The sequence below is a fragment of the Pseudomonas agronomica genome (assembly GCF_025917275.1).
GTDB lineage: Bacteria > Pseudomonadota > Gammaproteobacteria > Pseudomonadales > Pseudomonadaceae > Aquipseudomonas > Aquipseudomonas agronomica.
In genome coordinates this window covers 1-11,440 of the sequence record NZ_JAOSHO010000141.1, presented here as the reverse complement: position 1 = coordinate 11,440, position 11,440 = coordinate 1, and the positions used below count along the sequence as shown (strand labels likewise).

At 61.5% G+C, this 11,440-nt stretch carries 10 protein-coding genes and 1 pseudogene; 6 read left to right on the top strand and 5 right to left on the bottom strand.

Annotated features, from left to right (window positions below; all coding sequences use genetic code 11):
• From OC610_RS12690 to OC610_RS12670, 5 genes and pseudogenes are all read left to right on the top strand, one after another.
• Positions 1-341 (top strand): annotated as a pseudogene (locus tag OC610_RS12690) (methyl-accepting chemotaxis protein); the annotation flags it as partial.
• A 172-nt stretch (positions 342-513) separates the two neighbouring features.
• Entirely contained in the window at positions 514-1,422 is a 909-nt protein-coding gene (locus OC610_RS12685) for a LysR substrate-binding domain-containing protein (protein WP_264428096.1), read from the top strand.
• 111 nt (positions 1,423-1,533) lie between these two features.
• Entirely contained in the window at positions 1,534-2,724 is a 1,191-nt protein-coding gene (locus tag OC610_RS12680) for a CaiB/BaiF CoA transferase family protein (protein ID WP_030141840.1), read from the top strand.
• Positions 2,721-3,656, top strand: a complete 936-nt coding sequence (locus OC610_RS12675; protein WP_264428095.1) for a hydroxymethylglutaryl-CoA lyase — start codon at positions 2,721-2,723, stop codon at positions 3,654-3,656. The genes OC610_RS12680 and OC610_RS12675 overlap by 4 nt, the downstream gene beginning before the upstream one ends.
• 83 nt (positions 3,657-3,739) lie before the next feature.
• Positions 3,740-5,074: an MFS transporter gene (locus OC610_RS12670; RefSeq protein WP_264428094.1), complete on the top strand. Its 1,335-nt coding sequence runs from the start codon at positions 3,740-3,742 to the stop codon at positions 5,072-5,074.
• Between the two features lie 38 nt (positions 5,075-5,112).
• Here the strand turns inward: OC610_RS12670 and OC610_RS12665 are convergent, their stop codons facing one another.
• The 5 genes from OC610_RS12665 to OC610_RS12645 form a co-directional block, all read right to left on the bottom strand.
• Positions 5,113-5,976, bottom strand: coding sequence for a DMT family transporter (locus OC610_RS12665; protein WP_264428098.1), 864 nt, complete (start codon positions 5,974-5,976; stop codon positions 5,113-5,115).
• Positions 5,969-6,235: a ribbon-helix-helix protein, CopG family gene (locus OC610_RS12660; protein ID WP_030141844.1), complete on the bottom strand. Its 267-nt coding sequence runs from the start codon at positions 6,233-6,235 to the stop codon at positions 5,969-5,971. Before OC610_RS12660 ends, OC610_RS12665 begins: the two co-directional genes overlap by 8 nt.
• A gap of 123 nt (positions 6,236-6,358) precedes the next feature.
• On the bottom strand, positions 6,359-7,258 hold the full coding sequence (locus OC610_RS12655; RefSeq protein WP_030141845.1) for a glycine betaine ABC transporter substrate-binding protein: 900 nt from the start codon (positions 7,256-7,258) through the stop codon (positions 6,359-6,361).
• A gap of 173 nt (positions 7,259-7,431) precedes the next feature.
• A complete protein-coding gene (locus OC610_RS12650; RefSeq protein WP_264428092.1) occupies positions 7,432-8,367 on the bottom strand; it encodes an electron transfer flavoprotein subunit alpha/FixB family protein in 936 nt (311 codons plus the stop codon).
• Positions 8,367-9,116, bottom strand: coding sequence for an electron transfer flavoprotein subunit beta/FixA family protein (locus OC610_RS12645; protein ID WP_264428091.1), 750 nt, complete (start codon positions 9,114-9,116; stop codon positions 8,367-8,369). The genes OC610_RS12650 and OC610_RS12645 overlap by 1 nt, the downstream gene beginning before the upstream one ends.
• A 207-nt stretch (positions 9,117-9,323) precedes the next feature.
• Between OC610_RS12645 and OC610_RS12640 the strand changes: the two genes are divergently transcribed.
• A complete protein-coding gene (locus OC610_RS12640; protein WP_264428090.1) occupies positions 9,324-11,360 on the top strand; it encodes an oxidoreductase in 2,037 nt (678 codons plus the stop codon).
• Positions 11,361-11,440 lie beyond the last annotated feature (80 nt).

Sequence of the window (11,440 nt, the reverse complement as noted above, 5' to 3'; positions counted from 1 at the left end):
GTCTGCTCGGCAACCTCGCCCGGCGCACCCAGGAAGTGACACACCAGATGCAGAACAGCCTGCAGGTGTCGCACACCAGCGTCGAGCGCATCCAGCAGGCCCGCGACAGCTTCGACAAGATCCGCACCTCGGTGGACTCGATCCGCGACCAGAACACGCAAATCGCCACCGCCGCGGAACAACAGCACCAAGTGGCGGAAGACATCAACCGGCACATCGCGCAGATTCATTCCGATGCGCAACTGGTCGAGGAATTCGCCCACACCGCACAGACCGGTTCGACCCGTCTGACGGATATTTCCGGGCAGCTCAAGGGCCTGGTGGGGCGCTTCAAGTTCTAAACCAGGCTCAGGTCCCGCTAAAAAACAAATGTGGGAGCGAGCCTGCTCGCGAAGAGGCCAGCACATTCAACTTCTTCGTTGATTGTGACGACGCTTTCGCGAGCAGGCTCGCTCCCACAAATGGTTTTGTGTTACACGTCGGGAGGCAAGCTCAACCAACAGGACAGGCTCCATGCTCCACAAGCAACTGATCAGACGCCTGGACCTCATCACGCTTCAGCTGTTCGTCGCCGTCCATGAAGAAGGCACCTTGACCCGCGCGGCATCGAGGGAAGCTATCGCGGTGTCGGCGGCCAGCAAGCGCTTGATGGAGCTTGAGGAAGTGCTGGGCGTCGCGCTGTTTTCCCGTACCGCAAAAGGCATGTCCCTGACCGGCGCCGGCGAAACACTGCTGCACCACGCGCGACGCATGCTGGCCGAGGTGGAGAAAGTCGGCATCGAAGTCGGCGAGCACCTGCAAGGGCTCAGGGGCTACGTGCGCATGCTTGCCAATCTCTCGGCCATCATCCAATTCCTGCCCGAAGACCTGCACAGCTTCGTGTCCACCCACCTGCGGGTGAAAGTCGATCTGGAGGAACGCCCCAGCACGGGCGTCGTCGAAGGGATCATCGACGGTGTTGCCGACCTGGGCATCTGCACGATGGACAGTGACACCAAGGACCTGTTCAGCGTGCCTTACCGGCACGACCGCCTGGCCGTGGTCATGCGCCCTGACCACCCATTGGCCAACCGGGCCCAGGTGGCCTTTTCGGAAACCTTGCCATACGACCATATCGGCCTGCACGCCGCGAGTTCGATCAACAGTCGTGTCCACGCTGCCGCCAATGCCCTCGGTGAATCCTTGCGCGTGCGCATCCATGTGCCAGGGTTCGACGCGGTCTGTCGGATGGTGCAGGCGAACATGGGCATCGGCGTCCTGCCGTACAAAGCCTACGAACTGTTTGGGCAAGGCCTTGGGTTGACGGTCGTGCCGCTCACCGATGACTGGTCCCATCGAACGCTGCTGCTGGTGGTTCGCGAGCGCGACGCCCTGTCCCCCGTGAGCCGGTTGTTGTTCGACCACCTCCAGCTCAACGAATGATCCAACGCCGCGTTCGCGAAACGCGAACGCCTCTTTCCAACACAAGGTTGGAATCCGCTTAGGGTCAGCCTCTAGTCTTGGCACAAATTCCAAGAAACACGAGGCTGCACCATGACTGCTCTTAGCGGAATCCGCGTCATCGAGATCGGAACGCTCATCGCCGCCCCTTTTGCCGCGCGCTTGATGGCTGAATTTGGCGCCGAGGTGATCAAGATCGAAAGCCTTGGCCAAGGCGACCCGCTTCGCAAGTGGCGAAAGCTGCACGAAGGCACCTCGCTCTGGTGGTACCTGCAGTCACGCAACAAAAAATCCCTGGCACTCAATCTCAAATCCGCCGAAGGCATCGCGATCGTCAAGCAACTGGCCGAAAGCGCCGATGTGCTGATCGAGAATCTTCGCCCTGGTGCATTGGAAAAACTCGGGCTGGGTTGGGACGTGCTGCATGCGCTCAATCCCAAGCTGACCCTCGTGCGGATCTCCGGTTATGGGCAGACCGGCCCTTACCGCGACCGCCCGGGATTCGGTGCGATCGGCGAGGCCATGGGCGGGGTTCGCTATACCACCGGCGACCCGCAATCGCCGCCCGCGCGCATGGGCGTCAGCCTCGGCGATTCGCTGGCCTCGATGCATGCGGTCATGGGCGCGCTGATGTCGTTGTTGCGGGTCAAGACCGGCCAGGGCGACGGCCAGGTCGTCGACGTTTCCCTGGTCGAAAGCGTGTTCAACGTGATGGAAAGCCTCGTGCCGGAATACGCCATGCTCGGCCATGTCCGCGAACGCAGCGGCGGCGCCTTGCCGGGCATCGCGCCGTCCAATACCTACCCGACGGCGGATGGTGGCTACGTCGTCATCGCCGGCAACAGCGACCCCATTTTCAAGCGCCTGATGATCGCCATTGGGCGACCCGACCTGGGTGAAAATCCGGCATTCGCCCATAACGACGGACGGGTCGCGGAATGCGAACAGCTCGATCGCGCCATCAGCGAGTGGAGCATCAGGCTGCCAATTGATGCAGTCCTCGACACGTTGGAAAAAGCCGAGGTGCCGGCGGGGCGAATCTACTCCGTGGAGGACATCGTCAGCGACCCGCACTACCAGGCGCGCGACATGATCCTGGATGCGCAGCTTCCGGGCGGCGCCGCGGTAAAGATGCCCGGGATCGTCCCCAAGCTGTCGGCCACACCCGGCACCGTCAATTGGCAAGGACCGAGCCTGGGGCAACACACCCAAGCCGTTCTGGGGGAACTGGGCCTGGACGAAAGCGCCATCCAACGTCTGAAGAATGAGGGGGTCGTGCAATGATTACCGACTACTCGCAACGCCTTATCGTCCAGGAAGTTTCGCCCCGGGATGGCCTGCAGATCGAGCCGACCTGGGTCGAAACCGCGGACAAGGTCCAACTCATCGATCAGTTGTCCCTGGCCGGCTTCACTCGTATTGAAGCGGGATCCTTCGTGTCGCCCAAGGCCATTGCGGCGCTGCGTGATGGAGAGCACGTCTTCCAGAGCATCACGCGGCGCCCCGGCGTCATCTATGTCGCGCTGATCCCAAACCTCAAGGGTGCGCAACGGGCACTCCACGCCAAGGCCGACGAACTGAACCTGGTGCTGTCAGCGAGCCAGAGCCACAACCTGGCCAACATGCGCATGACCCGCGAGCAGTCCCTGGCGGCCTTTGCCGACGTGGTTTCCCTGGCGGGCAACAGCGGCGTCAGCCTCAACGGCTCGGTAGCGACGACCTTTGGCTGCCCGTTCGAAGGGCCGGTCGATGAAGACGTGGTGATGCGCCTGGTCGATGCCTACCAAACGTTCGGCATGCAGGGTGTGACCTTGGCCGATACCACCGGCATGGCCAACCCACGCCAGGTCTACCGGCTGGTGCGCCGGGTGTTGGAACGACTTCCCGCCAGTGCCTTGACGTTGCACTTCCACAACACCCGAGGCCTGGGCCTGTGCAACGTGCTGGCAGCCTACGAGGCCGGGGGCCGGCGTTTCGACGCCTCGCTCGGTGGACTGGGAGGCTGCCCTTTCGCCCCGGGCGCCTCAGGAAATATCTGCACCGAAGACCTGGTGAATCTCTGCGAAGAAATCGGCATCGACACCGGAATCGACCTGCCCCACTTGCTGAAACTGTCCCGCACCCTGCCCTCGCTTCTCGGGCATGAAATGCCGGGGCAAGTGGCCAAGGCGGGGCGAAACTGTGACCTTCATCCGCTGCCTCCGGGTATCGATTGACACACAACGAGGCGACTCGGGTCGCCAGCCAGACAACAAAAACAAAAGGGTTCCCCTAGGGAAACTCGCCTGGAGAAAAACTCATGTCCGTATCCGTAACCTCACAGGGCGACGGCGTCGCCACCGTGGCCAACGATGAAAAAGCCTTGATCGCCAAGGTGGCATGGCGACTGATGCCCTTGATCATGGTCTGCTATCTGTTCGCGTTCTTCGACCGCATCAACATCAGCTTCGCCAAGTTTCAATTGCAAGCCGACCTGAGCCTGAGTGATACCGCCTACGGACTGGGCGCCGGACTGTTCGTTGTCGGCTACGTCCTGTTCGAAGTGCCCAGCAACATGATGCTCTACAAGGTTGGCGCGCGGCGCTGGATCGCTCGCATCATGATGTCCTGGGGGATCGCGACGGCGCTGATGGTCTTCGTCACCGCGGAATGGCAGTTCTATGTCCTGCGCTTCATCATCGGAGCCATGGAAGCAGGCTTCGCCCCCGGTGTGTTGTACTACCTCACCCTGTGGTTTCCACAAAACTACCGCGGGCGTATCACCTCCACGCTGTTCCTGGCGTCTGCGTTTGCCGGGTTGATCGGCGCACCGGTGTCCGGCCTCGTCCTGGGTCATATGGACGGCGTCCTGCAGATGCGCGGCTGGCACTGGTTGTTCTTGCTGGGTGGCATTCCCTGCATAGGTTTGGGCCTGGTCGTGCTGTTCACCCTCAAGGACCGCGTCACGGACGCCAAATGGCTGACCGATGCGGAGAAAAGCTACCTGGCCAGTCGTATCGCCAGCCAGGAACCCCATAAGCATGGCGGCTCATTGATGACGGCGCTGAAATTGCCGGGCTTCCTGATGTTGGGCCTGATCTATTTCCTCATCCAGGTCGCTTCGTACGGGCTCAATTTCTGGGCGCCGCAACTCATCCGCAGCGCCGGCACCGAAAGCCCGACCGTCATTGGCCTGCTCACCGCGATCCCTTATATCTGCGGCGCCGTCAGCATGGTGGTGATCGGGCGCTGGTCCGACGCCACCGGCGAGCGGCGCAAGTTCGTCTGCGGCCTGGTGCTTGCCGGCGCGATCGGTTTCTTCAGCGCGGGCATCTTTGCGAGCCACACGCTGCTGCTGACCATTTCCCTGGCATTGCTCGGCAGCGGCATCATCGCATCGATCCCGGCCTTCTGGGCACTTCCTCCCAAGCTGCTCGCAGGTGCAGGAGCCGGCGCGGCGGGAGGGATCGCGCTGATCAACACACTGGGGCAGTTCGGCGGGATCGTCAGCCCGGTGATGGTGGGCTACATCAAGGACATGTCCGGCAGCACCACGCCGGCGCTGTACGTCATCGGCGCCACATGCATCCTGGCCGGGGCCTTGCTGATGTGGGGCTTGCCGCAGTCGTTGAGGACGCTGGACAAGAATCAGTAGCGACCTTTCGAGCCATGGACGGCTCGCCCGCCCGTTCGCTACCCTTTTGCCTTGATCGCGTACATCCCGCCAGCAATCACCAGGCAGGCACCCACGACGGTCAAGGTGTCTGGCAACTCGCCGAAGACCAACAGGCCAATCAGCGTGGCAAAGACCAGCAGCGTGTAGTTGAACGGCTGGAGTGTGGCCGCCGTCGCATACTTCAGCGCCTGGAGAAACAACAGTTGGGCTACCACGCCTGTCGTGGACAGCACCGCAATCAGGCCCCATTGCATCGGACTCGGCGCCACCCATCCGGGAAGCCCCAACAAGGTGATAGTGATCGCGCCGAAGAAGCCCATGTAAAGCATATTCGTGGCGAAGGAATCATGCTGGCTGATCCGTCGGGTCAGCACACTGAAAATCGCGAAACCCAGGGCAGACAACAGCGGAATCAGCGCCGCTAGCTCGAAGACACTGGAGCCGGGCCGAAGGATAACCAGCGTCCCCGTGAAACCAATGGCAGCGGCAATCCATCGACGCACGCCAATGAACTCGCCCAGGAACGCACCCGCCAACGCCAATGTCATCAAGGGGAACACTGCATACAGGGCATGCATTTCAGCCAGACCCAGATAGCGCAGCCCCAATCCGAACAAGGCGCTCTCACCCACGCCGATGAGCGCACGGATGACCTGCTGGTAAGGATGGTGGCTTCGACACGCAGTCCGCAGGCTGCCCTGATAGACGCTATAACCGACAGCAAAAGCCAGGAACACCCAATAGCGCACCATCACCAACTGCGCGACCGGCAGGTCTTTGACCAGTACTTTGGTGACGCCATCCTGGGCTGCGAAAATCAGCATGGACAGAAGGCACAGGGCGATCCCTAACCGAGGGCGGGGGGTGTCATGATCATGCACCGCGCGCACCGGGGACGGTATCTTCAAGCAGGCTGCTCTCTGTGCGGCGCCTCGCAATGCTATGGCGCAACCGATCCCGTTCCAGCGCTTCGGCGGCTACGAGTGCCTCAACGCCGGCCCCGGCTTCGACTTGTTCAATGAAATTCAAAATCGCCTTTTTCATGAACCAGTGCGAAGTCCGGTCCAACCTGGCCGATGCCGACTTCAACCTGGCGCGTGTCTCCTCATCCAACTTGATACCCAGCGTTGTCACGGTCATCGCTCAGCCTCTGAATGGAACAACCCCCTGCCCTGCTACACCTGCGACAGGACACAGCAGACAGTGCCCTCGGCTCTCGACCAAGGGCACCGGACTGCAACAGCTATCGGATAGCAACGGCCATCACTGGGCTGGCGTCGCAGAAGCCGTCTGGCTGCCAAACATCGCTTCGAAACGCGGCTTGTTGGTTGCGTAATATTCCGCAACCACCTTGTCCGCCGTGCTGTCACGGGCATCCGCCATCAGCTTCTCGAGGTCAGCCTTGGGGATCTTGAAATTGGCGAAGAAACGCGCGACGTCAGGGTGCTCCGCGCTGAAACCTTTGCGTGCGACGGCGTGGATCTGCTCGGCGCCGCCGAAGATCTGCTTCGGATCATCGAGGTAGCGCAGCGGCCATTTGGCGAACATCCAGTGCGGACTCCAGGCGTTGACCAACGACCATTTGTCGCGCTTGATGTTGCGATCCAGCTCGCTCAGCATCCCGGATTCCGACGAAGCTACCATTTTGTAGCCGTCGAGTTTGTATTCCTTGATGGCCTTTTCCGTCAGCTTGTACTGTCCGTTACCCACTTCCGATGTGAGGATCTTGCCACCGAGTTTTTCCCGCACTTCAGGCTTGTTGAGGTCCTCGACACTGGCGATCTCGCTGGTGGGAATGGAAGTGGGCACCGCCATGCCGATCCGGCCTTCGTACAGCACGCCGAGGTCTTCGAGCCTGTCCTTGTATTTGTCATAGAAGGACTTGTGGGTGCTGGGCAGCCAGACCATCGGGATCAAGTCGATATTGCCGTTAGCCAGCGCCTGGAACTGGATGCCGATGTCGGCCAGCACCAACTTGACCGGTTGCTTGAGGTGATCCTGCAACGCAGTGTTCGCCAGTTTCACCGCGATTTCCGTGTCCGACCAGTTCACCCAGCCGATACGGATGGGCGCGGGTTCCTCGGCTTGGACGATCAGGCTGCTGCAGGCTAAAGCAAGGCCTGCAAACCAGCCGATTAAAGTTTTACTGGGTAACGTCATCATGTGCATCTCCGCAGACTGTATTAATAGTTATTGGCAGGGCAGCAGAAGCATTCATTTCCCATCACGACCGCACGCGGCCTTCCGGTTAGTTCTAGTTATGAAAATCATGGGGACAGATGTTTTTTCGGCCCTCCTCCGCCCTCTGGCGTCTCCAACCGCAATGACCGGCTCATTCACAACGCCTTCTCGAGTGCCGGCAAAGCCTCGAACAAATCCGCCACCAACAGGTAATCCGCCACCTGGGCAATCGGCGCCTCGGCGTCCTGGTTGATCGCGACGATCACTTTGGAACCGCTCATACCCGCCAGGTGCTGGATGGCCCCGCTGATGCCCGCCGCGATGTAAAGCTCTGGCGCGACGATTTTCCCCGTTTGCCCAACCTGCAGATCGTTGGGGGCAAACCCTGAATCCACCGCTGCGCGGGAGGCACCCACCGCGCCACCAAGCTTGTCCGCCACGCGTTCGACCAAGGCAAAATTGTCTTTGGCCTGCATCCCCCGGCCGCCGGACACCACGACGCGGGCGCTCGACAGATCGGGCCTTGCGCTGGTTGTCAGTTGCTCGCTGACAAAGCGGACATGGGTTGCGCTTTGGCCGCCCTCCACTTCCATGACTTCGCAGGATTTGTCATGGGATAACGCCTGGGCAAACGCCGAGGCGCGGACGGTGAGCAACTTGATTGGATCGAGGGATTGCACCGTGGCGATCGCATTGCCGGCATAGATGGGTCGCTCGAAGGTGTCCGCCGAAACGATAGCGGTAACGTCGGAAAGCATGCCGACGTCCAGGCTGGCCGCGATCCGTGGCAACAGGTTGCGGCCCATGCTGCTGGCGTCGGCGAAAACGTGCGTATAACCCTCGCAGACCAACGACGTGATCAGCGGCTGGATATTTTCGGCCAGTGCGTTTTCGAACCACGCATCCTGCGCCAGCAAGACGCGGTCCAGGCCTTGGACGAGCGCGGCTTGGCGCGCCACTTCCGGCGCGTCAGCGCCGCCCAGGACCAGCAAATCCGTCTCGGCACCCAGCGCCACGGCGGCGGTCACAGCACTGCGTGTGCCTGCCGTCAGTTGACCGGCACTGTGCTCGGCGATCACTAAGCTGCGCATCAAATCACCCCCGCCACGTTTTTCAATTTGTCCACCAGCTCAGTCACCGAAGCGACCGTGATGCCTGCCTTGCGCACCGGCGGAGGGACCACGCCCAACAATCGAGCGTGTTCCTTCACGCTCGCGCCCAAGGTGTCGGCGGCAATGATTTCCAACGGTTTTTTCTTGGCTTTCATGATGTTCGGCAACGAGGCGTAGCGCGGTTGGTTCAGGCGCAAATCACAGGTCACCACTGCGGGCACCGTGAGGGCGACGACCTGGCTGCCGCCGTCGACTTCACGCTCGACGACCCATTGTCCGTCGACATGATCGACCGCCGAGGCGTAAGTGGCCTGACCGCAGCCGATCAACTGCGCCACCATTTGCCCGACCTGATTGTTCTCCTGATCAATCGCCTGCTTGCCGAACAGGATCAGTTGCGGCTTTTCCTGATCGATCACCTTGCTCAAATACTTGGCCACGTTGAGCGGCTCGAGGACGGCGCTCGTCTCCACCAGAAGCGCTCGATCCGCACCCAGCGCCAACGCCGTGCGCAATTGTTCCTGCGCGGCGGAACTGCCCACCGAGACCACCACGACCTCGGACGCCAGCCCCTTCTCCTTGAGGCGGATCGCCTCTTCTACCGCGATTTCGCAGAACGGGTTCAAGGCCATTTTCACGCCGTTGAGCTCGACGTCCGAACCGTCAGCCTTTACCCGGACTTTCACATTCGGGTCGATGGCGCGCTTTACCGCAACGAGCACTTTCATGATTCCTCGCATCCCCCTCGCACTCTGGATCGACGCGGACGACCGGCCATACGTGCCGGATCACCCCTGTTTCGACTGGATGGTAATCCTGGTTTTTCCGTGGCGCAAGAAAAATGTACACCTGTGTCTCAATCGTTGACACACATGAACATTGCACATACCGTTATGTCAAAACCCAGCCTGATGTTCTGTTCCCGGAGCAACACCATGTCCAGTGATCCTCTGCTGCAGCCCTACAAAATCAAGCACCTGACGCTCAAGAATCGGATCATGACCACCTCTCATGAACCGGCGTATCCCGTCGATGGCATGCCGAAGGACTTGTACCGTGCCTATCACGTCGAGCGGGCCAAGGCCGGCGTGGCGTTGACCATGACCGCCGGCTCCGCCGCTGTTTCCCGGGACAGCCCGCCGGTGTTCAACAACGTGCTGGCGTACAAGGACGAAGTGGTCAAATGGATGAAGGACCTGACTGACGAGTGCCACGAGCACGGCGCGGCGGTGATGATCCAACTGACCCACCTGGGCCGGCGCACGCGCTGGGACAAGGCAGACTGGCTGCCGGTCGTCTCGCCGTCCCATCGCCGCGAAGCATCCCACCGGGCCTTCCCGAAAAAGATGGAAGACTGGGACATCGACCGGATCATCAAGGATTACGTGGATGCCGCCGAACGCATGAAGGCTGCCGGACTTGATGGCCTGGAGCTGCAGGCCTACGGGCATCTCATGGATCAATTCTGGTCGCCACTGACCAACGATCTCGACGGGCCTTACGGTGGCTCGCTGGAAAACCGCATGCGCTTCACCTTCGATGTGCTGCGCGGTATCCGCCAGCGTTGCGGTGAGGATTTCCTGCTGGGGGTGCGCTACACCGGCGACGAAGACTTGCCAGGGGGCTTCGGTGCCAGCGACGGCATCCGGATTTCCCAGATGCTCAAGGACAGCGGCCTGGTGGATTTCCTCAACGTCGTGCGCGGCCATATCGACACCGATGCCGGCCTCACCGACGTGATCCCGATCCAGGGCATGCGCAACTCGCCGCACCTGGATTTTGCCGGTGAGATCCGCTCGGCCACCGGTTTCCCGACGTTCCATGCGGCGAAGATCCCGGACGTCGCCACCGCGCGACACGCCATTGCCTCGGGCAAGGTGGACATGATCGGCATGACCCGCGCCCACATGACCGACCCGCACATCGTGCGCAAGATCATCGAAAAGCGTGAAGAGGACATCCGCCCCTGCGTTGGCGCCAACTATTGCCTGGATCGCATCTACCAGGGCGGCGCCGCGTACTGCATCCACAACGCCGCCACCGGGCGCGAAACTACCATGCCCCACGACATTCCCAAGGCGCCGGTCAAGCGCAAGGTCGTGGTGATCGGCACCGGCCCGGCGGGGCTGGAAGCGGCACGGGTAGCCGGTGAACGCGGCCATGACGTCACGGTGCTCGAAGTGGCCGACCAGCCAGGCGGGCAGATCCGCCTGACCGCGCAGAGCGAGCGTCGCCGCGAGATGATCAGCATCATCGACTGGCGCATGGCGCAGTGCGAACGGCTGGGCGTGAAGTTCCAATTCAACACCTGGGCCGAAGCCGAGACAGTCCTGGCCCAGGAACCGGACGTGGTGATCGTCGCCACGGGCGGCCTGCCCCACACCGAGGTGCTCAAGCAAGGCAACGAACTGGTGGTTTCGACCTGGGACATCATTTCCGGCGACGTCAAACCCGGCCAGAACGTGCTGATCTTTGACGACGCCGGCGACCACGCGGCGCTACAGGCCGCCGAGGTGATCGCCAACAGCGGTGCGAAACTGGAGATCGTCACGCCCGACCGATCGTTCGCGCCGGAAGTGATGGCCATGAACCTGGTGCCGTACATGCGCAGCCTGCAAGACCTGAACGTCACCTTCACCGTCACCTATCGGGTCGATTCCGTGGAGAAGCGCGACGGCCAGTTGGTCGCCAGTTTCGGCAGCGATTACGGCCAGGTGCACAAGCAGCGCGTGGTCGATCAGGTGGTGGTCAACCACGGCACCCTGCCCCTGGATGACCTGTACTTCGAGTTGCGCCCGCATTCGAGCAACGACGGCGCAGTCGAACAGCACAACCTGATCGCCGGGAAAACCCAGGACATCGTGACCAATCCCGAGGGCCGCTTCCAACTGTTCCGCATCGGCGACGCGGTGTCGGCGCGTAATACCCATGCCGCGATCTACGATGCGCTGCGGCTGGTCAAGGACCTCTGAAGACGCGACCCGATAAGGATCGGCAACGTCCGCCCTGAACAAGAAATTCGGTAAATCCGTGGCGAGGGAGCTTGCTCCCG